Genomic DNA, 24,950 nt, shown 5'->3' with positions numbered 1-24,950 from the left:
GTTAAACCTTGCTGCCCTTCCGGTTTTCTTCAAGTTCACGAAGCAGCTTGCGGTTGAGCTTGCCGCTGGTGGTCGTCTCCATGTCTTCGACATACTCGATTTCTCTCGGGTATTTGTAAGCGGCAAGCCGGCTTTTGACATGCGCCTGCAACTCTTTGGTGAGTGCCGCTGATCCCTCGACACCGGCCGCGAGGCGCACAAAGGCCTTTACGATGGCACCGCGTTCGGCATCCGGGCTGCCAATCACCGCTGCCTCGGCAATGGCCGGATGGCGGGCCAGGCAGTCTTCAACCTCGGCAGGACCAATGCGGTAGCCCGCACTCTTGATCAGGTCGTCCGTTCGCCCGCGATACCAGAAATACCCGTCTTCGTCTCTCACGGCGAGATCGTGGGTTCTGATCCAGCCGTTGTTCAGGCGGATCGCCTCCGTGAGTTCAGGTTGCTGCCAGTATTCAAGGAACAATGTCGGGTCCGTCGCGGAAACGGTGATCTCGCCGACTTCATCTGGCCCCACCTCTTGTCCGTTTTCATCCAGCAAGGCAACGCATCGGCCGGGGAATTCCCAGCCCATCGATCCCGGTCTGATGGGACGCAGTTTCTGGCAATTGCCGATCATTTGATTGACTTCGGTCATGCCATAGCCTTCGTTGCAGACCGCGCCCAGTTCCCTTGCCAGCGCGCTGTGGGTTTCGCCAGGCAGGGACTCACCGCCGGTGAAAATGGTACGCAGTGAAAGCCCGTAGCGCTCGCGGGCATTTTTGACAAGAGCAATGCGCTTGAGTGCAGTGGGGGTCAGCAGAATATGGGTAACCCTGTGCCGGGCCATGAACTCCAGCGACCAGTCGGCATCAAAACGGTGGTCACAAACGATCAGGGTGTGCCCAAATGCCAGTGACGGAAATACCACGTCATTGAGGCCACCGACCCAGGCCCAGTCGGCACCAGTCCAGAACACCAGATTGTCCTCGCGAAGTTCCAGGTTGTAGAAAAGCTCCAGCGACGCATTGAGCGCGTGCAGGATACGATGACCATGCAGGATGCCCTTTGGCATGCCAGTCGACCCCGAGGTGTAAATCAGTAATGCCGGATCTTCCGGCCCAGTCGTGACCGACTTGAAGTCACCCGGATCTGCCGTAGCGCAATCCATGAAAGGCAATTCGCCATCGGCGAACTTGCCGATCGTGATCACCTGATCCAGCTGTTGGTATCCGTCACGCTCGGGTCTGAATGGTTCCCAGATCACATCACGGGTAAAGAGCACCCGCGCCCCGCTATCGCTGAGAATGTGTGTCATGGCATCCGGGCCGGTCAACTGCGAGATAGTGGTCGCAATTGCACCCAGTTTGTAGGTGGCCAGATGAGCAACAATAATTTCAGGACACTGTGCGCTGTGGATCGCAATCCGGTCGCCTCGTCCGATACCCAGGCGCTGCAGTGAAGCAGCAACACGTGTTGCCAGGTTTTCAAGGTCGGCAAAGCTGTATCGTTGAAGAGTGCCGTCGACAGTTTCAAAAATGACGGCGGTTTTGTTGGCCTTGGCACCTGTCGCATGGCGAGTAACCGTGTCCGCAGCGATGTTGGCGTTTGCCGGGATGTCGAGCGTGAAGCCCCGCCCGTCCGGAGATGGATGAAACGCTGTATTGTCCAGCTGATCCGGTTTGATTGACCATGTCATGCGTGTGCTTCCGGTGTGGGGCCATCGTGAGCTTTCAACAGATCACGCGCTATGATGTGGCGCTGGATTTCGCTGGTGCCGTCCCAGATGCGTTCAACCCGGGCATCACGCCAGATGCGGGCTATTGGCAACTCCTCCATGACCCCCATGCCGCCGTGTATCTGGACGGCATCATCTGCCAGTTTCGCCAGCATCTCGGTGACAAACAGCTTGGCCATGGCCGGGTCTGCCGGGGTAGCCGTGCCATTGTCGACCTTGAAAGCGGACTGCAAGGTCAGCAGTTCGCCGGCAGCCAGTTGTGTTGCCATGTCGGCCAGTTTGAAGCTGACCCCCTGGTTTGCTGCGATCGGTTTGCCGAACTGGACACGTGACCTCGCCCAGGCACTCGACAATTCAAGCGCCCTGTGGCCGCGACCAAGGCACATGGCTGCAACCTGCAGACGGGTCGCCCCAAGCCATGTGTTGGCCAGTTCAAACCCGCAATGCTCCGCGCCCAACAGGTTTCTCGCCGGCACCCGGCAGTTGTCCAGTTCAATGATGCAATTGTTGTAGCCGTGATGAGACAGGCAGTGATAGCCATCTCGGACATTGATGCCGGGCGTGTCCTTGTCGATGAAGAAACCCGACACCCGGTTTCGCGCGCCGCGTGGCGTATCGACCATATCGGTTGCCGCGAACAGGACGATGAAATCGGCAATGTCGGCTTTGCTGATAAAATGCTTGGTGCCGTTGATGACAAAGTCATCCCCGTCCCGCACTGCCCTGGTGCGCATGGACCGCAGGTCTGAACCGGCCTCTGGTTCGGTCATGGCGACACAGTCAAGCCGTTCACCACGCACGGTCGGCAGCAGATACTCTTCAATCTGGCTGCCCGTTGCCGCTCTCAGGATGTTGCTGGGCCGGGCGACGCAGTATTGCAGTGCCAGGTTGGCCCGGCCAAGTTCGCGGTCAACAAGCACCATGGTCACTGCATCGAGGCCGCCGCCGCCCAGATCAACAGGAAAGTTCGGCGCGAACAGGCCCAGGTCGATAGCCTTTCGCTTGATGTCGTCAGCGATTCCTTGTGGCACCGACCGCAACCGCTCGACCTCATCCTCATGTGGATAGAGCTCTCTTTCAACGAAGGCGCGGATCGTGCGGACGATCATCTCCTGTTCGTTGCTCAACTCGAAATTCAGGCCCTGGACCATGTGCCCTAATCCGCCAATTCAAACCAGAACAACTGCATCGGGTGATCGACCGGCTCTGTCGCCCATTTGACGGTCATGGCTGCACCGGGCACCAGCTTTTCGTGGTCTGGGCAATTGCGGATTTGTTGCAGCATTGCCGTGTCGGTGCCCTCCAGCGTTACATAGCCCAAAATCAAAGTGTCCTTGCCGCCGCCAGTGGTCAGCGTGTAGGCACTGAGCGAAGCGGCCTCCAGCACGCCATTGTCGGCCACTTCCACCCATTCGGTTATCGCAAGGTCATCGCCGCAATGAACCCGGGGCGGCATCCAGACCTTGCCGCATTCAGGGCAACGGGTCGCCAAAAGCCGCTTTTCTTCCAACGCCAGAAAGAACGGTGACACCTTGCCGAGTGAGTGCTTGAACTGAAAGTGCAGTTCCATGTCCAGCCGCTCGACGTTACGAAATGCATGCCAGGGATCGTCGCTGCCCGATCGGCCGGATGGATCGGCATTTTCGATTACATCAAGTTTGCGTTTCACCAGGTCTGCCATGCTCCTAGTCCCTGCGTTCCAAGATTGATACGATTGAAAAGCTTGCGGTCCCGCCGTGAATATCAGTCAGGCCGCGCCGGGCGCCCTCAACCTGACGTTCTTTCGGGCATTCGCCACGTAGCTGTTTAAGAATTTCAACAGCCTGGGCCAGCCCCATGGCGCCGGGTGGCGCGCCCTGGCCGATCAGCCCGCCGGACGTGTTGGTTGGCAGCTCGCCGCCAAGGTCAAAGACCCCGCGCTCGGTCAGCGGGCCGCTTTGACCATAGTCGCAAAACCCGAGATCTTCATAAGCCTGCAGTTCTGCACCGGTATAGGTATCGGCAACCTCAGCGACATCCAGATCCTGTCTCGGGTTTTTGATGCCGGCCATCCGGTAGGCCATTTGGGCAGCTTCCCTTTTGGCGCGGAAATGAGCCAGGCCCGGATAGGGTTTGGGGCGGTCGCCGAGACGCACCCGGTCAGTGCCGCAGCCAACACCGGTGAGATAAACCCTGGGCCGATCGCGCCAGCTGGCTGCATGCTGCCTGGCCCAGCTTTCCGTGGCGATGACCAGGCTCGACGCGCCGTCGGCCAGGACTGCGCAGTCAAGACGCTTGTAGGGGGCAACAACGGGCGGTGAGGTGAGCACATCGTCTACGGTAATGGCCATTGGCATGCAGGCCATCGGATTGCTCTGGGCATTGCGATGGTTTTTGACCGATACGTGGGCCATCTGTTCCTCGGTGGTGCCGTAAAGCCGGATATGCTCCTGCATCATCAAGGCGTAATAGGCCATGAAGAAGCCGCCCGCAGCCATTTCGAAATCAACGTCACCGGACAAAGCATAGACTTCACGCACCGTGGCCGATGTAACGCCGCGCCCGACAGCGTCGCAGCCGACAACCAGAATGGAGTCACACAATCCCGATTTGACATAGGCATAGGCGGTTCTGATGGCTGCACCACCGGTGCCGCCGCCGGCTTCGACGCGGATGCTTGGCCTGGGGCAGAACGCCAGCGCGTCCTGGATGACCTGGCCCATCGATAATTGCCGCGCGAGGATTTCGCTTTCATAGGCAACAAGCGAGTGCTCGATCTCAGCTGGATCGACGCCGGCGTCCCGGATACCGTCCAGGGCAGCCTCGATCATCCAGTCGATCGGCGTACCATCACTGCGCTCGCGGGCAAACTTGGTCAACCCGCCGCCAAGCACGACAATGTCTTCGCCTGCGCTCATGCGGCAGATCCTTCCGATACTTTTTTGATTTCAAGCCGGCGCAGTTCGCCGCGGCGAATCTTGCCGCTGCTGGTCAATGGAAAACTGTCAACAAACTCTATTTCGCGCGGATACTTATAGGCAGCCAGGTTGGTCTTGACGTGGTTTTTCAATTGCCGGGCAAGGTCATCGCTGGCAGACGCGCCAGGCATCAGCCGGACGAACGCCTTGACGATTGCGCTGCGCTCGGCATCCGGTTTGCCGATCACTGCGGCCTCGGCAACCAGTTCATGCCTGACCAGCGAGTCCTCGACTTCGGCCGGCCCGATCCTGTAGCCGGCACTCTTGATGAGGTCATCATTGCGGCCCTGATACCAGAAGTAGCCTTGCTCATCGCGTTTGGCGAGGTCGCCGGTTCTGAGCCAGTTGCCGAGTTGCATTCTCTCCGGCACACCCGGTTGCCCCCAATAACCGAGAAAAAGGCTTGGATCGTCGGGTTTCCACGAGGCAATCTCGCCGACGACATCGTTGTTCTGCTCAATACCTTCATCATCGATGATTGCCACCCGCCGACCCGGATACGCCCGGCCCATCGAGCCTGGAATGATCGGATAAAGCGCTTCGCAATTGCCGACCAGATGGTTGAACTCGGTCAGCCCGTAAAACTCGTTGCAAACAATGCCGAATTCCTCCTCGGCCCAGCGCACAACGTCGCCGGGCAGACTTTCACCACCTGTGCAGATAACCCGCACATCCAGGTCCCAGCGCGATCTTGGGTTCGGCACCTCCGCAAGGCGCTTAAGGGCCGTCGGCGTCATGAAGGAGTGGGTCACCTTGTGGCGTGACATGAATTCAAATGCCCATTCGCTGTCAAAACGCTGCTGGGTCGCAACAACGGTCTGGCCAAGCTGCCAGGCCGGCAATACGAGATCAAGCAGGCCGCCGACCCAGGCCCAGTCCGCCGGGCTCCAGAAGACGGTGTCATCGCGATCAAGTTCCAGGTTGTAGAACATCGTGACTGTCGGCAAATAGGCATGCAGGATCCGGTGGGCGTGCAGCATGCCCTTGGGCATGCCTGTGGAGCCGGAGGTGTACATCAGCAATGCCGGCTCATCCGCATGGGTTTCCACAGGCGTAAAACCGGACGCATCGGTGTCGAGGCAGGCGTCGAATGCGATCTCACCATCCTGGACATCCGGTCCTCGCATGATGATGTGTTCAAGCGATTCAAAGCGTTCTCCGGATGCACCCAATCTATCCCAGGTTGGCCGGTCGGTGACCAGGATGCGGGCACGGCTGTCGTTTAGGATATGATCCACGGTGTCATGGCCGTAAAGATGCGAAAGGGTCAGCACAACCGCGCCGAGTTTATAGATTGCCATATGGGCGATGGCGGTCTCCGGTGCCTGGCCGGTTTGCACTGCGACGGGTTCACCGCGCGCAACTCCCATGCCGGCAAGTGAAACAGCAAACCTGCAGGCCAGTGTATCCAGTTCACCGAATGTGTAAGAGGCAAGGCCTCCCGCATCGTCTTCATAGATCAGCGCGGTGGATTGCGCTTTTGGACCGATGGCATATCTGCCGATTGTATCCTGCGCGATATTGGCATTTTCGGGTATCGCGATTTTGATATGATCGCTGCCGTCGGCCTTGGTCAGATTGGTCTTGTCCATCACCGGCTTGTAGAGTTCGGCATCAATAAAATTCGGGTTCATTGAACGGGTCTCCTAACCGTCGATCATTGTCTGCGGCAACCATGTCGCGAGCTCCGGAAACAGGATCAGGAACACCAGCACGATCAGGTCAAACAAAATGAACGGAAATACTCCTTTGTAGACATCGCCAAACGTGGCCTGATTGCCCACTGCCCCCATCACCGCGAACAGATTTATCCCCACCGGCGGTGTGATGACCGATATTTCGATGAGTTTGACCAGCACGATACCAAACCAGATCGGATCGATATCAAGGGCAAGCACGACCGGGAACAGAAACGGCAGAGTGACCACCATCATCGAGGTGGTGTCGAGGAAGCAACCCAGCACGAGGTACAAGATGGAGGCCATAATCATGAACTTCAGCGGCGTGTCGGCAACACTGGTGATCAGGATAACCAGTTCGTCAATAACCCCGGTGACAACCAGCATGCGGGACAGCAGCAGGCCACCGATCAGGATCAGGAAGATGATACAGCTGATGAAGGCGGCATCCTGCAGCGCCGGTACGAGCCAGCCGCGCAAACTCTTCATTCTGAACAGCGCAAAGACAAACGCACCTGCCGCACCTGCCGCACCGGCGGCAGACGGCGGGAAGATACCTGAATAAATACCGCCGAAGACCAGCATGATCAAAACCACGATTGGCCAGATCCTGCCCAATGCGCTCCATCGCTCCTGCAGGCTGACAACACTGGTGATCTCAGGTGCCAGAGAAGGTTTCAGACGTACCAGGACATAGATGCCGGCAAGATAGACTACGGCGGTCAGCAGGCCGGGAATGACGCCGGCAATGAGCAATTGCCCAACCGACTGCTCGGTCATGATTGCGTAGATGACCATTGTAATTGATGGCGGAATCATTGCGGCAAAGCTGCCGGCGCCGGCGATGGCACCGATGGACAGGCTGCGTGAATAGCCAAACTTGATCATTTGCGGAAAGGCGATCCGGGTAAAAACAACCGCATTGACCGTTGTTGAACCCGAGATGGCTGCAAATGTTGCCGAGCCGATAATCACAGCTTGATAGAGACCGCCCCTGAACCTGCGCAACCACATGTCTGCGGTCTTGAAAAGCTCCGTGGTGATGCCTGAGGCTTCGGCCAGCACACCCATCAACACGAACATGGGCAGGACGGCGAGGCCGTATTCATTCACTGTTGCAAATGGCAGTGAGCGCAGTTGGCCGGTGACAAACAAATCGCCAACGGCCAGATACATGCCGACAATACCGACCCCACCCATCGCCACCGCGACCGGAATACCGAGCGCCAGACAGACAAACAATGCAATGACGCTTATGTAACCGACGGCTATCGGGTCCATGTCGGCCTCCCTGACGGTATGCAAGGCGTCATGAATCTGAACATCAGAGTTTGCCCATGGTGCTGTCGGCGCTGTCGTCAACTTGCCAACCGAGTATGTGGCCGATGAGATCGATCAGGCATTGCAAGGTCATCATGCTGGCTCCAAACGCCAGGGCAAACCGGGCCGGCCAGATCGGAAAATTGACGATGCCGGATGCGTATTCCCCTTGCGAAAAGCCAAGCGCTGCAGCCTTCCATCCGAAATAGGCGATCAGGCCAAAAAAGGCAGTGGTGACCACGTACTGCAAGATGTCGATAATATACTGCACGGCGGCCGGCATGAGATTGTAGACAACTTCCACCCTGAGATGGGCCTTTCGCGCCTGGGCCAGCGATAACGCGAAAAACACGACCACCACCATCATCGTCGCCATGAACTCAAAGGCCGCCGGCACCGGCCAGCCAAACATGTTGGTTCCGATAATGTCCAGCGACCCGGCTATCATCATGAGCAACATGGCAATGCCGGACAGAAACGCCAGTAGCAGCCCTACCTTTCCGACCCATGCCGCCCACACTGGTCTGGCCTTGCTCATAGACGATCCGATCATTCTGTTTGGATAAGTATGGGAAGTAACTCCCGGTGCCGGGACGAGGTCCAGCACCGGGGTATCGTTTGCTAAGGCCGACTGTCGTGATCGACGGACCTAACCGACACTATTTTACTACTTCTTTCCAGATTTTGATCGTCTTGGCTGCATCCTCGCCGCGGCCCTTGGCAGCCATTTCCTTGATGAAATCACCAAAGAAGTCAGGGTTCAGTTCGCGCCATTTGGCCTGTTCGGCTTCCGGGAATTCGTGGAACTGGACACCTTTGGCTTTCAGTTCACCAATTGCCTTCTTGCCGGCTTCAATTGTCACGTCGCGGTCCTTGCGCATGGCCTCAAGAGAAACTTCCTGCAGAATTTTTTGCTGCTCCGGCGTCAACTTGTCCCATGACTTCAGGGAAATCCAGGTGGCGTTGGTCGGACCTTCCCAGATCGTGATCTCGTGAATGTGCTTGGCCACTTCGTACATCTTGTAATTCATCATCAGGTCGACTGAGAACGGGATGCAGTCCACGGTGCCGCGCGACATGCCTTCGTAAAGTTCAGGCAGAAACATTGTAACCGGTGTCGCGCCAACGGCTTCGACGGCCTGCGGCAGCGCCTTGCCCCAGGTGCGCATTTTCTTGCCCTTCATGTCGGCAACGCCCTTGATGTGTTCCTTGCAGACCAGTTGATAGGCATTCAGGTGGTGAAAGAACAAGGTCTTCACGCCATTTTCCTTGGCTTCGTCATCAAAGGCTTTGACCTCGACCATCAGCCGTTCCATCAGTTCCGTGGCCTGTTCCACCTTGGCCATGGCCATCGGAATGGAGTTCGGCGCGGCATGGAACGGCAACTGGGCCGGGAAATAGCCGGGTGACATCATGGCGATGTCGATTGCACCTTGTTGCAGCAGCGGCAGGTTTTCCTGCGCCTTGCCAAGTGCCCCGCCGAAGAAGAGTTTGATTTCTACTTCGCCATTTGTCCGCTTTTTGACTTCATCCGCCCACCATTTGTCGACCTGTGAGCCGGCATGAGTTTCGTTCCACTGGCTGTTGGCGCGCAACAGTACTTTGGCGTCACTGGTCTGGATACCGGCACTAACCAACATGGCGCCGACCGCAAGACCCAAACATAATTTTGAAAACACTCTCATTTTGTCCTCCCAGACAGGTTTCGTGTCCCGAATTCTGGGTCAGGACACCACAATTTGAGTGCGCGGCGATGGTGCCAGTCACTCGCAAAACCTAATATTTTCATCATCCTCGCAAAGCGCGAGTATCAAATCAAATTGCTATTCTTTATAGTTATCCATAAGGGTTTCTGATGAGTTGCCGGCTCGTGCACGAAGCTGTGGAGGATCCAAATGAATCTCAAGCATATGGAAGCGTTGGTCTGGATATGCCGCCTCGGTAGTTTCAGTGCCGCGGCGCGGCGCCTCAATACCACCCAGCCAGCAATTTCCATGCGTATTGCCGAATTGGAGAAACGGCTGGGCATAGCGCTGTTCGACCGCCGCGCGCGAGCCCTGCACATAACGCCGGAAGGCCGGGAATTTGCCGATTATGCGCACCGGATAGTTGATCTCGTCCAGGAGGCCGAAGGCCGGATGAGTGACCGCAGTCAGTTAAGTGGGCGACTGAAACTCGGCGTCACTGAAAGCGTTGCGCTGACCTGGTTGTCCGATCTTGTGGTGCGTCTGAACGAAGAGTTTCCGGCAATACTGATCGACCTCGATATCAATCTCACCCAGATCGTGTGGCGCAAGTTGCGTGATGGCGAACTGGATCTGGCCATATTGCCCGGACCGGCATTTGGATCCGACCTGTCGATCACCTATCTTGGCAGCATACTTTACACCTGGATGGCCAGCCCCAAGCTGAAGCTGGTCAATGCGGACGGCCAGTTGTCTGCAAACGACTTTAACCGCGTGCCGGTGATTACACTGTCGGAAGATTCAAACCTGCATGAAATTATCGAGACCTGGTTCAGCAGCAACAGTTCGGCACCGCGCCGCGTTGATGTCTGCAACAGCCTCGGCGTCGTCGCCGAACTGACCATGGCAGGTCTTGGCATCAGCATGTTGCCACCGATCATTTTTTCCGACGAGATTGAGCGCGGTGATCTTTTTGAGTTGAAGACCAAGCCTGACATCAAACCGCTGGAATTTTGGGCAGTGCAGACGAGTCGCCATGTGTCTCCGATCACCGAGACCATTGCCCAGTATGCCAGGCAGGCCAGTACATTTCGGTTTGCGTGATGCAGAAGACCGGCCAGGCTGGAGCACGCTTTAATTCTTATCTCCGCCTTCATCGAAGCGTGTCTCGCGCCATGCCAAAGCTGCCTTCAGTCCATCGCGTTGCGAGATCTCCTTGAACATCCGGCGAGATGGTGTCTCCAGCGTTTCGATTTCCACTGACAGATCGAGATTGGCTGCAAGCGCCTCCCGCAGGCCCATGGCATCGAGAGACTTGTTGATGGCCAGTTTCGTGATGCGAACTGCATCATCGTCGAGTGCGGCAATCCGAGCCGCCATCTGCATGGCGCGGTCAAGGCCTTCGCCTTGTGGAACAACATGGTTGACCAGGCCAATTTCATAAGCCCGTTCAGCGGAAATCCGGTCGTCGGCGCTCAACAACAGTTCCTTGGCGATTTTGGGACCGGTCAGAAACGGCATGACCATGGCCGTAATGACACTGCCGAATTTAAGTTCCGGCTTACCGAAAAACGTGCCTGCCTCGGCGATTGTGATATCGCAGGCCATCGCCATGTCGCACCCGGCTGCCATGCAATAGCCATGGACGGCGGAAATCGTCGGCTTTGGGAAGTCCCAGAACAAGGTTACGAACTCGAGGTTTTCAGACAGTACGCGCCTCCAGCCATCAGGGCCGGATGTGTCACCGGCGGCATCGTCCTTCAGGTCCATTCCGGCGCTGAACGCCCGTCCTGCCCCATGGATCACGATCACCGCGATATCGGAATCCGCCTCCAGGCAATCCAGCGTTGCGCGAATGTCGGACATGGTTTGCCGGCTGATGGCATTTAGCCGCTCCGGCCGATCCAGTGTAATTTTTGCAACACGGTCGCGGACCTCGGTTTTTACTGTTTCAAATGTCAATGTTCCCATGAAGGCGAATTCTTCCACGGGCCAACCCTGACTGTAAACAGCTGTGAATCAATCTGCGGTAATGACCTTACGGTTCTACCTTTCCCAAACCTGTAGCCCTCTCGGTGGTGTATGCAAGCATCGAGTATTGCGCTCGCAGCGACTTGATGGCCACTATAACTCCAAGAGTACACTGCCAGCGCCTGTCGGGCGTCGGCGGTGCAGGGCAACTAAGGTCATGTGGTGATGAGTGTAACCGTGACATTCGCGGGTTCGGGAGATGCTTTCGGGTCCGGTGGCCGGCTGAACACGTGCATTGTCGTGGATGCGCCGGAGATGCGCTTTGCCGTTGATTTTGGTGCCTCCAGCCTCGTCGCGCTGAACCGGCTGGGCATTGACCACAACACAATCGAGGCCATTGTCGTTACCCATCTGCATGGCGATCACGCGGGCGGCATTCCGTTCATGCTGCTGGATGCAATGCTGGGCGCCAGGCGGCAGTCTGCTCTGACAATCATCGGGCCACCAGGCATTGAGCGATGGGTTGAACAGGCGACAGCCGCGCTGTTTCCGGGCTCGCACATGATGAAACCGCGGTTTGCCCTGGAGTTCGTGGAGTTGTCGAACACGTCGACACACCATCATGACCAGCTTGCCATCGAGGTCATGCCCGCCATTCATACACCTGAAACGCTGCCCACGTCAGTGCGGCTGGGCATCGGCGGGAAAATCATTTCCTACACTGGAGACGGCGAATGGAACCCGCACATGCCTGCGCTGGCTCAGGGCGCTGACCTGCTGATCATGGAGTGCTATGCCTTCGGCAAGCCCGTGAAGTATCATCTGAACTACCCCGACATAGCGGCCAACCGGGAAGCACTGAACGCCAAGCGCATCGTGCTGACCCACATGGGGCCGGACATGCTTGCCGCGGCTCGCGATATCCCCGAGGCAACCGCGTTTGACGGCATGGTCATCACGCTTTGAGCAGCCGCACCCAGACATTCAGCATTGCGATCCTGCTGTTCTGTATCGCCCTGCTTGCGCTGGCAACAGGGCTGCAGGGATCGCTGGTCGGCCTTCTCGCCTCGCAGGCGGAGTTCGGCGGCGTTGCAATAGGCTATATCGCAACCGGTTATCCCGTCGGCATACTGCTGGGCGCCTGGCTGGTGCCGCGCATGATCGAGGAGGTCGGTTACATCCGGGTGTTCGCCGGTCTGGCTTCACTTGCCTCTTCATCAGCGCTTCTTCTGGCAATTTTTGTCGAGCCGACCTGGTGGTTCATTCTGCGGGTGTTGACGGGCATTTCGACAACCGGGCTGTACATCATTTGCGAGGCGTGGCTGAACGCGTCTACGTCAAACCGCACCCGCGGCCGGGTGATGGCGCTATACCTTGTCGTGACTTACTCCATGATGGGCGCAGGTCAGTTCCTGCTCAACGTTGATGACAGCAGCGGCTATGTGCGCTTTTTGCTGGCCTCGGTCATTTTGTCTTTGGCGCTGGTGCCGATCACCCTGCTCAGAATAGAGGTTCCTGCCGTGACGCGGACGCCGCCGGTGTCGCTGGCAGTGGTTTTCCGGGCGTCACCACTCGCCACTTATGCGATTTTCGTGAACGGTCTGGCCCAAAGCGCGCTCTTTGGCCTCGGCTCAGCCTATGGCGTCATCAAGGGCATACCGGTCTGGTGGATATCGGTGATGATCGCGCTGCCGACCCTTGGTGTGACGATTGTGCAGTATCCACTGGGAATGCTGGCAGACAAGGTGGACCGCAGGCTGGTCTTGCTGACGGTAAGCCTGTTTGCAGCACTGGCCGCATTTCTGGCTGCCACACAGCAGGGCAGCCTCCTGATCACCATCATGATGTTTGCCGCTTTCGGGACATTGGCCATTCCAACCCGGTCCGTCGCGTTGGCGCACATCAATGATCAGATGGAAAGCCGGCAGATGTTGTCGGCCTCCAGCCGCCTGTTCGTGATCTACGGGTTTGGATCGTCTCTCGGCCCGTTGCTGGTCGGCACGCTGATGCAAAGCTCGGGCCCGGACGCCTTCATGTATTTTCAGGCGGCAATCTTCTTCTCGGTGCTGTTGGTTTCGGCATTCAGGATGGCGCTCGGCCCTGCCAGGCGCCGGTCAAGCCAGGTGAAGAATGCCATTGCGTCGTGGCACATTGTACCGACACAGGTGAGCAAGTCGCCACAGAAAACGTCTTCTCCGAAAGACAGCTTGCCGTAAGCTATTGATTTCAAGTTATTCACCACCCGCAGAACCTGCTTTCGGCACGAAGGTATTGGTCCAGGTCTGGGTTCCATCGCTGCCGGCGTTCTGGACCGACTCGATCGTTTTTTCACAAAGCGCCTTTTGAAAGCCTATGCACAGGCAGGCGAAATCACGCGCATCGATGAACGTGCCGAGAAAGTAGTCGTCGTCAATGTTCCCGTTCTTCCTGTTGTTGTCCGCCAGCTGGGTGGACACTGCCAGCGGGCTGTTGATGTCCAGCCCGGGGGTAACCTCATCATGTGCAACACCGGTTATGCTCAACACCATGTTGCTGCGTACCTGAACCTTGAAAGCATCGGTAGCCATGATCAGAACAGGTCCCACTTTGAGTTTTCCGGTGTATGACCGCGGCAGGTCCCGAAGCAAAACGGCTTGTTCGGAGATTGCCTGCATCCACAAATATGAAACTCGCCGGAGATCGGTGCAACAAATTCTATCGGCTCGAAATTTGTCCCGGCGTGCGACTGGTCGCACCAGGGCTGGGTTTTCGACAGGCCGCAACTGCACCACAGATAGGTTGCTCCGGCTTCGACCTGCACAATATAGGGACCGCGTGCCGTGAACGGACCATCCGTTTTCTGTGCCGGTGGTGTGGGGCCGTCGCTCATCGGCCTGCCAGCCCTTCCTGTACCAGCCAGTTGTTCAGTTTTTCGAAAGGCTCGGTTGAATGCGGCAGGCTCATCGCCGCAACGAAATAATCCTGGAATTCAGGTTCTATGGCGGTTTCCACCTTGTCGACCATCCGGCACACCCGGTCTATCTCGGCCCGTGAACTTGCCGACAGCAGGGCAATGCGCGCACCCGTGCCGGCGGCGTTGCCGGCGGAGGAAACTTTTTCGAGATCGCAATCGGGAATAAGGCCGATCGCCATGGCATAGCCGACGTCGATATAGCTGCCGAAAGCCCCGGCCAGGTAGATGCGGTCGACATGGTCTGTGCCCATCCGGTCCATCAGCAGCCGCACGCCCGAATAGCACGCAGACTTGGCCAGTTGTATGGCCCGGATATCGGACGGGGATACATAGATGACACGATCACCGTCGCGGTGCAGCACGTACTCAAAGTTCCGTCCTTTGGCAACGAAGTTGGGATGGTCTGCGACATCCAGTTTCCGGGCCTGCATACGGCCCGAGGCGTCGACGATGCCTGACAGAAACAGCTCCGCCACCGCCTCGATGATGCCGGAGCCGCAAATCCCGGCCACGCCGATGTTTTCGGCAGCTTCGTCGAAGCCTTCCTCGTCCGACCATTGTTCAACCCCGATGATCTTGAATCTGGGCTTGAGTGTTTCCCGGTCAATCCGCACCCGCTCGATGGCGCCGGGTGCCGCGCGCTGGCCGCAGGTGATCTGCGCGCCTTCAAAGGCCGGTCCGGTGGGCGAGGAACACGCAATCAGCCGGTCCTTGTGGCCCAGCACAATCTCGGCATTGGTGCCGACATCGATAACCAGGGTCATCTCATCGCTCAGGTGCGGGGCCTGGCTCAGGATCACACCGGCGGTATCGGCGCCGACATGACCGGCAATGCAAGGCAGGAACCAGACATGGCCGGCGCGGCTGATCGGAATGTTCAGGTCCCGGGCATGCACGCTGGTACCCTCATCGACGACCAGCGGAAACGGTTCCATTCCCAATTGTGTCGGATCAATGCCCATGACCAGGTGATGCATGGTGGGATTGCCCACAATGGTCATTTCAACGACATCCTGAGTCGAAATGTCTGCTTCCTTGCACACCTCAATCACCAGGTCCGCCAATGCGGTCTGGATCGCGGCGGTCAGGTTCGGTGCTTCATTTTCGTTTTGCTGCAGATAGGAAATCCGGCTCATCAGGTCTTCGCCAAAGCGGATTTGCGGGTTCATGACACCGGCACTGGCCATGACATCGCCATTGTCGAGCGCACACAGGTGACCGGCAACCGTCGTCGTGCCCACATCAACGGCAATCCCGAAGACGCGTTCCTTGAACCCGGGCCACACCGCAATCACCTCATGGCCCGCGCGAACCGCTACCGTTGCCTTGAACTCACCGCCGTAGACCTCTCCGGCACGCAGTGCCGCAGAAAGCTCGCACAGACAAGAGATGTCCCATTTCAGATCCGACAGCCCCCATTCCCGGGACAGGTCGGCGTTGATCCTTTCAAGATCTGACCTCTGGTCTTCCATGCTGGGTTTCTGCAGTTCGACATAGTGAAGCGTGACAATCGGATCGACCACGAGATCACGGATTTCATCGGCGCTCTTGCGAACCATTTGCCGGTGAATCTGGCTCTCTTCGGGAACATCGACGACAAGGTCACCCAGAAGCTGGGTCTGGCAGCCGAGCCGGCGCTGGTCGCCCAGTCCCTTGATCTTCTTGTAACGCTCCTCCGTGGGCCCGAATTCGGACAGGTGCGACGGGTCGGACACGATTTGCAGTTTTGCAAATTCACCAAATGAAGGTTCAATCTGGCAGCGTCCGCACACCGCACGTCCGCCGCAGACGGTGTCGAGGTCAACCCCGAGTGCCCGGCTGGCATCCAGCAGGCTCGTTCCGATCGGAAACTCCCCCCGCTTGCCGGATGGCATGAATACTAGTTTTGCCTTTGAATTCATTATGTAAACTGACTGTCATCAATGCGTGGAATCCACATCGATCAACTATATGACCCGCTTCAGGCCACAAGTATGCCGCGAGCACATGCCCCCCCTGACCGTGCCCGTCAGGTCATATTGCGTTTTCTCAGATCACCCCAGTTGGCCCGGATTTCGTCGACGATGAAATCACGCAGCAGCGAAATGCGCTGCGACAGCCCCAGTTCCTGCGGATAGACAAAATAGATCGGGATCTTCGGCCCGATCACATCCGGCAGGACCCTGACCAGTTTGCTGGACCGTTCACTCAGGTAAAACGGCAACGCCGCCAGCCCCAGTCCGTTTTCGGCCGCCCTGTAAATCCCGTATATGTTGTTGATCGAGATATCCGGTACGTGATTGGGTTCTGAAGGGCGATTGAACTGGGACAGCCAGTTCAGCTCTCTTATTGGCTGGTGGCCCATGCCGTCGCCATAAACGATCAACTGGTGCGCGTTCAGGTCTTCTACCGAACGCGGTATTCCATTCTTTTTCAGATACTCCTGGCATCCGTAGATGTGATAGGAAAATTCTTCAATGAACTTGAACACAAGATTGGGCTGTTCCGGCTTGCTGAACCGGATTGCACAATCTGCCTCTCGCTTGCACAGGTCCAGGACTGCATTGTCCACCAGTAACAATGAGACTTCGATGGACGGATGCATTTCGTGAAACTTGCCCAACCGCGATGACAGCCAGGCTGAGCCGAATGCCTCGGTCGTCGTCAGCGAAAGGGGGCCGACCGGCGTTTCGTGCATCTCATTCAGGCGGGCCAGGCCCAGCTCCAGCGAGTCCCACATCTTCTGGATGGAATCCAGAAAATACTCGCCATACTCCGTTGGCAGAAGTCCTTGCCGGTTTCGGAAAAAAATATCGTAGCCGAGCTCTTGTTCCAGGGTTCCAATCTGCCTGCTGACGGCAGATTGCGTGATATTCATGATCTGGGCAGCTTTGGTGAAACTGCCTGCTTCATACACAATCCGGCAGTTCCTCAGGCGGTTCCAGTCCAGATGGTAGACCTTCTGGAAAGGGACCCGCGCCACACCGTCAGGTTCATCAATAGTGCCCGTAATCCCTACTGCCGTGCCATTTTCCAGCACGAACCAGCGAAACACACGGTCGTTGTGACCGGGCCAGGGCCTGTACAGGTCATGATGCAGTGTCCACTCGACACCCGGTGCGAAATAGAGCTCTTCAACTTCCTGAGAAAGCTCGCTTTGCCGCACCAATCCAGCCGGGCAATTGGGGCATTCGGCATCCAGCAGTTGTTTCAATGTCGGCATGAAAACCCGACTTCTCCACTATTTCTGATACAGGCAATTACGCCGCATTTCGGCAGCCTTGTCATCAACTTTGTTTTTTTCGGTGTGAAACGTGAAGTGTCAATGCCGCCCGAACCGGCCGTTCAACCCTGCAATGACTTTCGCTTTCTTGTCTGCCAGGAGGCCTTTTTGCGAGTTCGCCAACCGCCCCATTGGTGTGGCGCAGGAATGTATCATGCGTTTGAGCGGGATGTAGGCAATGAACCCGCATACTGCCAGCGCATGAAAGATCCACAACGCCTCGATGGCTGTCTCTCCGGATGGGGAAACCGGGATAAAGGCGAGCCCGACGAACGATGCCCATGCGGTGGCTGACCCGGCAGGTTCAAGTCCCAGCCGTGCGCCTTCGAGCATGAAGCCGGTCACCGTCACGACGAGCAGGATAACTGTTGTCGGGGTGTCGGTGAATTTTTGCTCGGCCTTGCCGTGCACCATGACCCGGAACACCAGCGCAAGCACGCAACCAACCAGCAGCATCAGGCCTGTCAGGTCATAGGCCAGATCAAAAGCCAGTCTTAGCGGATGGTCGGGCTGATGCCAGATGTCGGTCCAGCCGAAGGCCGGGAACGCTTCTCGAAACGCGACCGCCACGATCTCGACCAGAAACATCAGCCCGAAACCCCAAAAGATCAGTTGATGCCGCAACCAGCGAAACGGACTGACTGCAAGCAGCGTTCGATGCAGGACAACTTCATCGACCAGTGTGCGCGCCAGTGCATCCTGATCCAGGCTGTCCCGGTTCCACAGATCCCCGAAACGTCGGAATGTCGGCAGGTTTCTTTGCACAATGATGCGATAGATGCCGACATCCAGGATCACGATGGCCGCCAGAATGGCCGGTCCGAACACCAGGTACCTGAGCGGCACATTGCCCATCGCTGCTTCGTGGGTATAGTAACCGATGAAGCTCGCAACGGCGAACACGTAAGCCCATGCACCCATCCAGAATGCGCAGGTGAAGGCCTGCCTCAGGGTTGCCGTGTCAAACCACCTGGTCAGCGCGAAGATGGCCAGCAGGACCACGCCGGAAAACAGCAGAAGAGTTGCGATCAGGAACAATGCGTAGCCGATGGCGGCATGACTTTGCCCTGCCAGCCCCAATACAATCAGCAACCCTGCCAGGATGTAGTTGATACTGCGCAAGCCGACCCGGCCGGGTCTGGGAATTGCATCGGGCGGTTGCTGGGTCATTTTACTCAGCCGCTGCTGCTTTTGCGGCCTCACGTTCGCGATCGATTTCCAGCATTGCCTCGTGCAGCTCCTCCGCCCCGCCTGTCAGGTTTTTCAGTCGCGTCACGCAGGCCTTGGCCTTGTCTACGGCCACCAGCGCATCCATGGCGTAGGCATCTGCACCGATCTTGTCACACCAGGCCTGGCTGATGGGGGCACCGCCAACGAAGACTTTCAGGTCCTCGCGCAGTCCTTCGGCGGCAAACACTTTCAGGGTTTCCCACTGCATGTTCATCGTGGTGGTCAGCAGCGCCGAGAACCCGACAATCTGCGGATTGTGTTCGCGGACGGCTTCCACGAATTTTTCCGGTGGCACCGTCACGCCCAGGTCATGCACGGTGAACCCGGCGGCTTCCATCATCATGGCGACGATTTTCTTGCCGATGTCGTGCAGGTCACCTTGCACGGTGCCGATAACGACGGTTCCGACTTCCTCGCTTTTTTCCGCCAGGATCAGCGGTTTCAGCCGTGCCAGCGCTTCGTGCATGCACTTGGCCGACATCATCACTTCCGGCAGGAAGTACTCGTCCATCTTGAACCGGCGCCCGACCTCGGCAATGCCGGTGGCCATGGGCCCCGCGATCAGTGTCCGGGCGCTGACGTCGCCGCCAAGCGCTGTATCGATGAACCCGACGGTATCGGCGTGTTCACCGTCGATGATATTCCACTCCAGCGTATGGAACAGTTCCTTCAGTTCGGCCGGCGCGTCATTCCAGCGGTCGGTTTCCATGGAGTCTTCGAAATCGTACTGGAGATCCTCCAGGTCAAATTCGATTTCGGTGTCAATCTTCAATGGCATTGAGTCGATACCCCGCTATTATGCCGCAGCAGTCGGCTTTGGCCGACGCTTTCTTTTCTTCTTCGGGCTTGGATCCCAGGGCTCATATCCGTCACCGGTATCCGCTCCCTGGGGCGGTGTGTCCGGCAGAGGATATTTGCCGTATTCACGAGCTTCCTCGATCATGGCCAGGGTGTTTTCGACCGGCACATCATGTTCAAGCCGGTGCGAGGAGCTGAGAAGGAAACCACCCCCGTGGCCAACTTCCCAAATCCGCTGGCGCACTTCGGCGCGGACGTCTTCGACGGTTCCCCATGGCAGGGTTTCCTGGACATCGATACCGCCGTAAAAGAACATTTCGTCGCCGAGCTGGCGTTTCTTCGCGGCCGGGTTCGAATGCCGGGCCACTTTCGGCGGCATCGAGTCGTACCCGTCAACACCGCAGTCAATGAGATGGCGCATGAACGGTTCCGGTATGGCACCGCAGCTGTGGAACTGGATTTTACCGTCCGGATTCTTGGTATGATAAAATTCCTTGGTGGCAAGCGTTGCCCGTTTGTAATGCGGCACCAGCTGGTTTTCGAACATCGGCAGGGACATGAAGGCTGTCTTTTCAGAGGCCAGGTCTTCCGGGCTCATGCGGAGCCAGTCGATATACTCTCCGCACTGGGCAAGAAACGCCTTGTTATGCTCGATTTCCAGGTCGACGAGCTTGATCAGCATGGCGTCGAGAAACTCAGGGCTTTCGATGAAGTCGGAGAAAATCTTGGCGTATCCGACCATGTACTTTGCCTGTTCGAACAGCCCGCCGCGACCGCCTTGTCCCATCAGGGCAAACGGTGTTTCTTCCTTGATGTACTTGCAGTATTCGCGCAGCGACATGCCGGGCACGGGGCTGTCCTGCCACATCGCCTCGTCCCACGGGTCCGGCCACGGGAACTCGCGCAATATCTCCAGCCCCTCTTCAAGCGGCGCACTGGTGGCGTCGAACAGCGGATAGCCGATCATTTCGTAGTAACCGCCGTTTTCGTGCGGAGTCCATTTCCGCACCACACCCCATTCATCGATGTTGATTTCAGCATCATCGGGCGGTGAAGGCACCTGCAGCGGGACCGGGATTGAATCCAGGTCAAGAATACGGAACCCCGGCGATCCTCCGGACGGACCGATCGAAACCCGGACAAAGTCAACGTCCAGTTTTTCTGCCAGGTCAGCCTCGAACGCTACGTCGGTTGTCCACGTGGTGGACCCGGTTCGATAGTTCTTGAAGTCCTCGTTGTAGCCCATTCCCAGGCCTCTACGAAGATGCTGGTAGCCTTCAACCGTACCCCACAGACCGATTGGCACACGGTCGGGTTCTTTCAGGTTCAATGCGTCCAGTGTTCTTTGACGTTGAGGCGGGATAGCTCTTCCGATTGTCGCTGTCATCTTGCCTCCTTGCTTTAGTCTGTGGCCGAGTTCGGGCGTGTCACTCCTCGAACTGGGGCATCAGGTTTTAATTTACCACCGGCTGCCAGGTGCTCGAAGTTGGCCAGTTCGGTCCCCCGGCGCCTGCAACTCATAGATATGAGCGGGGCCTCGCTCGGCCCCGCCCACTGGTCGGTTTATTTCATCCACGGCGGCGTGAAGTCTTCGAATTTGCCGTTGTTGAACTTCACGAAGGACATGTCCTTGATGATGAAGTGATTTGGCGCATTGCCTTCACCGATGGTGACGCTTGGCACCACACTGTCTTTCCAGTCATCGATGCCCTCGAGCGTCGTGACAAGGCGATCACGGGTGATCGGGCCGTCGCTCATGCGGCGCAGTGCTTCAGTGAAGACCTGGCTGCCGGCGAAACCCCACAGGTGGATCGCGTCCGGCTGTTCTTCAGGATAGTACTTGGCGAGAATTTCCTTGGATTCCTGAATCTGCGGGGCAGGGGAATCGAAGTCCCGGAAAATGGTAGCGAAATACACGCCGTTTACAGCGTCGTTTCCGGCCAGTTCCGCAACCTTGGGGCTCTTGCCAAAGAACACGTTGACCACCGGAACGTCCCATCCGAGCTTGGCACGCTCGGTGTAGAACTTGGCTGCCGGCTCCGGTGCACACGAACAGATTACGGCTTCGGCACCCGATGCCTTCATGGCGATGACCTGGGATGACACGTCCACTTCCTTCGGCTCATAGCCTTCGGAAGCCACAACCTCCACCCCTTCTGACTTCAGCACGGACTCAATGCCCGCTATGTGGGTCTTGCCGGACGGGTCGTTCTGGTACAGGACCGCGATTTTTTTTGCGCCGAACACTTCCTTGGTAAATTTCACCAGTTGCTGGCCTTCGGTGAAATAGCTTGGATACAGCGGGAATACCCATTTGCTTTCGATTGTCAGGTTCTTTTCAGCGCCCGTTCCCGCACCAATCAGCGGCACATTCTTGTCGACGATGTAGTCAATTACCGCGCTTGTCGGTGCTGATCCCAGCGGTGAAACAATGGCAAAGCAGTCGTCGCGTTCGACAAAGCGTTTTACCGCTGTTTTCGTGCGCGCCGGTTCGTACTTGTCATCAATCATCCGGTATTCGATCTTGCGACCGTTGATGCCGCCATTGTCATTGACGTGTTTGAACCATGCATCTGCACCCTTGCCCATGCGAAAATAGCTGGACACTTTTCCGGTCATGGGCTGGTACGAGCAAATCAAAACACTATCGTCTGTTATGCCGGGTCCGTTTTCCGCGACAGCGGGCGTGGCCATTGCTGCGAGTGCTGCAATCGCTGTGCCGTATATCATTGGTTTGACTAACTTTTTCATGTTTTCCTCCCAAGTTGAGCGCAATTTGCGCGATGCGCCGCTTTACCCGGTCCGCGGGCAAAATCAGGCGATTCCTAGATAAGTTTCATAAACCTCCTTGTTCTCCTCCAGCTCGTTTGAAGAGCCGGAGATCATTACTTTCCCCAATTGCATGACGTATCCGTAGCTCGATACCTTGAGCGCCATTTTCATGTTTTGTTCAACCAGCAGGATGGTCAGCTCCCGTTCCGCGACAAGCCTTTGCAGGGTTTCGAAAATCTGAGAGACCACGATGGGCGCGAGCCCGAGGGACGGTTCGTCGAGCATCAGCAACCGCGGTGCCGCCATGAGGCCGCGTCCGATTGCCAGCATTTGCTGTTCGCCGCCGGACAGCGAGCCGCCAAGCTGTGTGTGCCTTTCCTTGAGACGTGGGAAAAGGTCGAAAATGTCATCCAGGTCCTTCTCGATCTGGGCCCGATCCGACCGGGTGTAGGCACCCATTTCAAGATTGTCGGTGACCGACAGGTCCTTGAAGATGCGCCGCCCTTCCGGCACCTGGGCAATACCCTTGCGCGTTACCGCATTCGGTGTCTGGCCGGTGATGGCCGTGCCGTCCCACTGGATCGATCCTCCGGCGGGTTTGACCACCCCTGAGATGCATTTCAGTGTCGTTGACTTGCCCGCCCCGTTGGCGCCCAGAAGTGCCACGATGCTTTTCTGGGGCACTTCGATCGAAACATCCTTGAGGGCGGTTATCGGGCCGTAATTCGCTTTCAGGCCTTCGACTTGCAGAGAACTCATACGTGTTCCTCCTCGCCCAGATAAGCCTTGATCACTTCCGGGTTCTTGCGGATTTCCTCCGGGGTTCCTTCTGCGAGATTGGCGCCGAAATTGATGACGTAAAGGTAGTCACACACCTTCATGACCATCTTCATGTCGTGTTCGACCAGAAGCACCGAAACGCCCAGTTCGGTGTTCACCTTGCGAATGATTTCCTGAAGTTCTGCGGTTTCATCATCGTTGCAGCCGGCCACCGGTTCATCGAGCAGCAGGATTGATGGCTTGGAGGCCAGCGCCCGGCCCAGCTCGACGCGTTTCTGATAGCCGTAGGGCAGGTTGCCGACCTCGTTTTCCAGCTCTGCGGTCAGGTTGAGGGTTTCTGCTATTTCCAGCGCGCGTTCTTCGATCTCGTGTTCCTTCTGCCGCGCCGACGGGGTCCAGAACATGGCCTGGATCGGATCGCCCATCAGCGAATGCCCGCCCGTCATGATATTGCGCAACGTGGTCTGGTCCTTGAACAGGTTGATGTTCTGAAAAGTGCGGGCCAGGCCGCGGTGGACCATTTCATGGGGCCGCAGCGCGTCGATGTTTTCGCCGTTGTGGAACACCGATCCGGCCGCGTAGGGCTGGAACCGTGTCAGTACGTTGAACAGGGTTGTCTTGCCGGCCCCGTTGGGGCCGATCAGGCCCACGATCTTTCCCTTTTCGACCGTCAGCGAGATGTCATTGCACGCAACAACCCCGCCAAAGCTGACCTGAATGCCTTCGCAGCGCAGATGTTCGCTCATTGCCCGGCCTCCTCTGCAGCCATGGACCCACCTGTCTTTCGCAACAGGCGGCGGCGCGCATTCTTGAGGGGTCTGACGAGCAGTTCCATGATGCCGGCCGGTGCAAAGCGCAACACGAGGATCAGCACGACGCCTTTCAGGATGAAGGAGAAATCAGCAAGTTGTTCAAAGAAAAACGGCAACATCACAACGAAGAAACCGCCCAGGAACGGTCCGAAAATGATCGTCGAACCGCCGACGACAACAGCCATCAGAATGTCGACGGAGTACCAGATGTCGGCAAAAACCTCTGCCGACACATAGTTCACCACATGCGCGTTCAATGCCCCCGCAATGCCGGTGATTGCCGCGCTCAGGGTGAAGGCAAGCGTGCGGTACTTGAGGCGGTTCACGCCGCTGGACATGGCCGCCTTTTCCGCATCCCTCAACGCCATGAAGGCGCGCCCGGTTCCCGAGTTCGACAGCGCGAACACGAACAGTGTCACCAGTATCAGGCATACCGTCGAGACATAGTAGAAGCCGTGATCGCCGATCTCTATCCCCAGAACATGGTTTGCTTCCAGCAGAATGCCGTCGCGGCCCTGGAAGAAAGGAACATTGTTGAGGATGGTCCCGACAAAGAAGGCGAACCCAAGTGTGCCGATTGCCATGAAGGCCCCGGACAGGCGCAGGAAGATCAGCGCCAGCACCGCCCCGATAGCCCCTGCCATCGCCATGCCGGCCAGGATGCCGATTACGAGGTCAACGTGCAGATGCAGTGTCAGCAGCGCCGATGTATAGGCGCCGATCGCCAGGAAGCCTCCGTGCCCCACCGAGACCAGCCCGGTGAACCCGACGAGGACCAGAACCCCCAGCGCGGCAATGATGTATATGATCACCAGCGACGCCTGGCTCAGCATCCAGCCTTTGACGTCCGGAAACAGCGGGGCAGCCAGCATGGCCACGAAGAACGCTGCCGAAAACAGGATGTCGTTGCGCATGAAACGGCGTTTCAGGTCCTTGACGGCCTGGGTCCTGCTGCGGGCAATGGTGTCCTGACCGGATTGAGCGTCGGAGGTTTTGTCCCTGTGAGCATCCATGACC

23 protein-coding genes are annotated in these 24,950 nt (G+C 57.4%); 3 read left to right on the top strand and 20 right to left on the bottom strand.

The genetic code is table 11. The annotated features are described in order from the left end of the window. Position 1: 1 nt before the first annotated feature. The 8 genes from DHN55_RS03440 to DHN55_RS03405 all read right to left on the bottom strand — a co-directional run bounded on the left by DHN55_RS03440 (position 2) and on the right by DHN55_RS03405 (position 9,310). A complete protein-coding gene (locus DHN55_RS03440) occupies positions 2 to 1,675 on the bottom strand; it encodes an AMP-binding protein (protein WP_108879982.1) in 1,674 nt (557 codons plus the stop codon). After that, positions 1,672 to 2,853 carry an acyl-CoA dehydrogenase family protein gene (locus DHN55_RS03435; protein WP_108881681.1) on the bottom strand — a complete coding sequence of 394 codons (1,182 nt, stop codon included), beginning with the start codon at positions 2,851 to 2,853 and terminating at the stop codon, positions 1,672 to 1,674. The genes DHN55_RS03440 and DHN55_RS03435 overlap by 4 nt, the downstream gene beginning before the upstream one ends. A 17-nt stretch (positions 2,854 to 2,870) precedes the next feature. Beyond that, complete coding sequence (locus DHN55_RS03430; RefSeq protein ID WP_108879981.1) at positions 2,871 to 3,395, bottom strand: zinc ribbon domain-containing protein; 525 nt, start codon at positions 3,393 to 3,395, stop codon at positions 2,871 to 2,873. Positions 3,396 to 3,399: 4 nt separating this feature from the next. Then, on the bottom strand, positions 3,400 to 4,611 hold the full coding sequence (locus tag DHN55_RS03425) for a thiolase C-terminal domain-containing protein (protein WP_108879980.1): 1,212 nt from the start codon (positions 4,609 to 4,611) through the stop codon (positions 3,400 to 3,402). Next, a complete protein-coding gene (locus DHN55_RS03420) occupies positions 4,608 to 6,305 on the bottom strand; it encodes an AMP-binding protein (protein WP_108879979.1) in 1,698 nt (565 codons plus the stop codon). The genes DHN55_RS03425 and DHN55_RS03420 overlap by 4 nt, the downstream gene beginning before the upstream one ends. Positions 6,306 to 6,317: 12 nt before the next feature. Then, entirely contained in the window at positions 6,318 to 7,631 is a 1,314-nt protein-coding gene (locus tag DHN55_RS03415) for a TRAP transporter large permease (protein WP_337659878.1), read from the bottom strand. Between the two features lie 43 nt (positions 7,632 to 7,674). Next, positions 7,675 to 8,208 carry a TRAP transporter small permease subunit gene (locus DHN55_RS03410; protein ID WP_337659877.1) on the bottom strand — a complete coding sequence of 178 codons (534 nt, stop codon included), beginning with the start codon at positions 8,206 to 8,208 and terminating at the stop codon, positions 7,675 to 7,677. A 121-nt stretch (positions 8,209 to 8,329) separates the two neighbouring features. After that, the gene (locus tag DHN55_RS03405) at positions 8,330 to 9,310 is read right to left on the bottom strand and encodes a C4-dicarboxylate TRAP transporter substrate-binding protein (protein WP_337659876.1); all 981 of its coding nucleotides are present in this window, start codon (positions 9,308 to 9,310) and stop codon (positions 8,330 to 8,332) included. A gap of 255 nt (positions 9,311 to 9,565) precedes the next feature. On the opposite strand from DHN55_RS03405, the gene DHN55_RS03400 reads away from it, so the two are divergent. Further along, positions 9,566 to 10,459 carry a LysR substrate-binding domain-containing protein gene (locus tag DHN55_RS03400; RefSeq protein ID WP_108879975.1) on the top strand — a complete coding sequence of 298 codons (894 nt, stop codon included), beginning with the start codon at positions 9,566 to 9,568 and terminating at the stop codon, positions 10,457 to 10,459. Between the two features lie 30 nt (positions 10,460 to 10,489). Here DHN55_RS03400 and DHN55_RS03395 read toward each other — a convergent pair whose 3' ends face one another. Next, the gene (locus DHN55_RS03395) at positions 10,490 to 11,326 is read right to left on the bottom strand and encodes an enoyl-CoA hydratase/isomerase family protein (protein WP_337659875.1); all 837 of its coding nucleotides are present in this window, start codon (positions 11,324 to 11,326) and stop codon (positions 10,490 to 10,492) included. Between the two features lie 225 nt (positions 11,327 to 11,551). Between DHN55_RS03395 and DHN55_RS03390 the strand changes: the two genes are divergently transcribed. Both DHN55_RS03390 and DHN55_RS03385 read left to right on the top strand, forming a co-directional pair. After that, positions 11,552 to 12,292, top strand: coding sequence for an MBL fold metallo-hydrolase (locus DHN55_RS03390; RefSeq protein ID WP_108879973.1), 741 nt, complete (start codon positions 11,552 to 11,554; stop codon positions 12,290 to 12,292). After that, positions 12,289 to 13,542, top strand: coding sequence for an MFS transporter (locus DHN55_RS03385; protein ID WP_108879972.1), 1,254 nt, complete (start codon positions 12,289 to 12,291; stop codon positions 13,540 to 13,542). The genes DHN55_RS03390 and DHN55_RS03385 overlap by 4 nt, the downstream gene beginning before the upstream one ends. 15 nt (positions 13,543 to 13,557) lie before the next feature. Here DHN55_RS03385 and DHN55_RS03380 read toward each other — a convergent pair whose 3' ends face one another. From DHN55_RS03380 to DHN55_RS03330, 11 genes are all read right to left on the bottom strand, one after another. Then, positions 13,558 to 13,893, bottom strand: coding sequence for a hypothetical protein (locus DHN55_RS03380; protein ID WP_108879971.1), 336 nt, complete (start codon positions 13,891 to 13,893; stop codon positions 13,558 to 13,560). Between the two features lie 2 nt (positions 13,894 to 13,895). Next, positions 13,896 to 14,195, bottom strand: a complete 300-nt coding sequence (locus tag DHN55_RS03375) for a CDGSH iron-sulfur domain-containing protein (RefSeq protein WP_108879970.1) — start codon at positions 14,193 to 14,195, stop codon at positions 13,896 to 13,898. Then, entirely contained in the window at positions 14,192 to 16,153 is a 1,962-nt protein-coding gene (locus DHN55_RS03370; RefSeq protein ID WP_337659874.1) for an ASKHA domain-containing protein, read from the bottom strand. Before DHN55_RS03370 ends, DHN55_RS03375 begins: the two co-directional genes overlap by 4 nt. A 134-nt stretch (positions 16,154 to 16,287) precedes the next feature. Continuing rightward, positions 16,288 to 17,481, bottom strand: a complete 1,194-nt coding sequence (locus tag DHN55_RS03365) for a LysR substrate-binding domain-containing protein (protein ID WP_108879968.1) — start codon at positions 17,479 to 17,481, stop codon at positions 16,288 to 16,290. A gap of 99 nt (positions 17,482 to 17,580) precedes the next feature. Beyond that, entirely contained in the window at positions 17,581 to 18,711 is a 1,131-nt protein-coding gene (locus DHN55_RS03360; RefSeq protein WP_108879967.1) for a hypothetical protein, read from the bottom strand. A 1-nt stretch (position 18,712) separates the two neighbouring features. Beyond that, complete coding sequence (locus DHN55_RS03355; RefSeq protein WP_108879966.1) at positions 18,713 to 19,549, bottom strand: cobalamin-dependent protein; 837 nt, start codon at positions 19,547 to 19,549, stop codon at positions 18,713 to 18,715. 18 nt (positions 19,550 to 19,567) lie between these two features. Beyond that, positions 19,568 to 20,956: a uroporphyrinogen decarboxylase family protein gene (locus DHN55_RS03350; RefSeq protein WP_108879965.1), complete on the bottom strand. Its 1,389-nt coding sequence runs from the start codon at positions 20,954 to 20,956 to the stop codon at positions 19,568 to 19,570. A 176-nt stretch (positions 20,957 to 21,132) separates the two neighbouring features. Continuing rightward, a complete protein-coding gene (locus DHN55_RS03345) occupies positions 21,133 to 22,320 on the bottom strand; it encodes an ABC transporter substrate-binding protein (protein WP_108879964.1) in 1,188 nt (395 codons plus the stop codon). 63 nt (positions 22,321 to 22,383) lie between these two features. Beyond that, positions 22,384 to 23,100, bottom strand: a complete 717-nt coding sequence (locus DHN55_RS03340; RefSeq protein ID WP_108879963.1) for an ATP-binding cassette domain-containing protein — start codon at positions 23,098 to 23,100, stop codon at positions 22,384 to 22,386. Continuing rightward, entirely contained in the window at positions 23,097 to 23,867 is a 771-nt protein-coding gene (locus tag DHN55_RS03335) for an ATP-binding cassette domain-containing protein (protein ID WP_108879962.1), read from the bottom strand. The genes DHN55_RS03340 and DHN55_RS03335 overlap by 4 nt, the downstream gene beginning before the upstream one ends. After that, the gene (locus DHN55_RS03330; protein ID WP_337659873.1) at positions 23,864 to 24,946 is read right to left on the bottom strand and encodes a branched-chain amino acid ABC transporter permease; all 1,083 of its coding nucleotides are present in this window, start codon (positions 24,944 to 24,946) and stop codon (positions 23,864 to 23,866) included. Before DHN55_RS03330 ends, DHN55_RS03335 begins: the two co-directional genes overlap by 4 nt. Positions 24,947 to 24,950: the final 4 nt, after the last annotated feature.

The organism is Anderseniella sp. Alg231-50, from assembly GCF_900149695.1.
GTDB lineage: Bacteria > Pseudomonadota > Alphaproteobacteria > Rhizobiales > Aestuariivirgaceae > Anderseniella.
The sequence above is the reverse complement of the archived record's forward strand: the minus strand, read 5'-3'. Positions and strand labels throughout refer to the sequence as shown.

Bases quoted from the DNA above. Each gene is read 5' to 3' on its own strand.
- DHN55_RS03395 (WP_337659875.1), bottom strand. From the start codon at position 11,326: ATGGGAACATTGACATTTGAAACAGTAAAAACCGAGGTCCGCGACCGT.
- DHN55_RS03345 (WP_108879964.1), bottom strand. From the start codon at position 22,320: ATGAAAAAGTTAGTCAAACCAATGATATACGGCACAGCGATTGCAGCA.
- DHN55_RS03375 (WP_108879970.1), bottom strand. From the start codon at position 14,195: ATGAGCGACGGCCCCACACCACCGGCACAGAAAACGGATGGTCCGTTC.
- DHN55_RS03335 (WP_108879962.1), bottom strand. From the start codon at position 23,867: ATGAGCGAACATCTGCGCTGCGAAGGCATTCAGGTCAGCTTTGGCGGG.
- DHN55_RS03350 (WP_108879965.1), bottom strand. From the start codon at position 20,956: ATGACAGCGACAATCGGAAGAGCTATCCCGCCTCAACGTCAAAGAACA.
- DHN55_RS03365 (WP_108879968.1), bottom strand. From the start codon at position 17,481: ATGCCGACATTGAAACAACTGCTGGATGCCGAATGCCCCAATTGCCCG.
- DHN55_RS03440 (WP_108879982.1), bottom strand. From the start codon at position 1,675: ATGACATGGTCAATCAAACCGGATCAGCTGGACAATACAGCGTTTCAT.
- DHN55_RS03410 (WP_337659877.1), bottom strand. From the start codon at position 8,208: ATGAGCAAGGCCAGACCAGTGTGGGCGGCATGGGTCGGAAAGGTAGGG.
- DHN55_RS03400 (WP_108879975.1), top strand. From the start codon at position 9,566: ATGAATCTCAAGCATATGGAAGCGTTGGTCTGGATATGCCGCCTCGGT.
- DHN55_RS03330 (WP_337659873.1), bottom strand. From the start codon at position 24,946: ATGGATGCTCACAGGGACAAAACCTCCGACGCTCAATCCGGTCAGGAC.
- DHN55_RS03380 (WP_108879971.1), bottom strand. From the start codon at position 13,893: ATGGCTACCGATGCTTTCAAGGTTCAGGTACGCAGCAACATGGTGTTG.
- DHN55_RS03390 (WP_108879973.1), top strand. From the start codon at position 11,552: ATGAGTGTAACCGTGACATTCGCGGGTTCGGGAGATGCTTTCGGGTCC.
- DHN55_RS03430 (WP_108879981.1), bottom strand. From the start codon at position 3,395: ATGGCAGACCTGGTGAAACGCAAACTTGATGTAATCGAAAATGCCGAT.
- DHN55_RS03405 (WP_337659876.1), bottom strand. From the start codon at position 9,310: ATGTTGGTTAGTGCCGGTATCCAGACCAGTGACGCCAAAGTACTGTTG.
- DHN55_RS03340 (WP_108879963.1), bottom strand. From the start codon at position 23,100: ATGAGTTCTCTGCAAGTCGAAGGCCTGAAAGCGAATTACGGCCCGATA.
- DHN55_RS03370 (WP_337659874.1), bottom strand. From the start codon at position 16,153: ATGCCATCCGGCAAGCGGGGGGAGTTTCCGATCGGAACGAGCCTGCTG.
- DHN55_RS03360 (WP_108879967.1), bottom strand. From the start codon at position 18,711: ATGACCCAGCAACCGCCCGATGCAATTCCCAGACCCGGCCGGGTCGGC.
- DHN55_RS03415 (WP_337659878.1), bottom strand. From the start codon at position 7,631: ATGGACCCGATAGCCGTCGGTTACATAAGCGTCATTGCATTGTTTGTC.
- DHN55_RS03355 (WP_108879966.1), bottom strand. From the start codon at position 19,549: ATGCCATTGAAGATTGACACCGAAATCGAATTTGACCTGGAGGATCTC.
- DHN55_RS03420 (WP_108879979.1), bottom strand. From the start codon at position 6,305: ATGAACCCGAATTTTATTGATGCCGAACTCTACAAGCCGGTGATGGAC.
- DHN55_RS03425 (WP_108879980.1), bottom strand. From the start codon at position 4,611: ATGAGCGCAGGCGAAGACATTGTCGTGCTTGGCGGCGGGTTGACCAAG.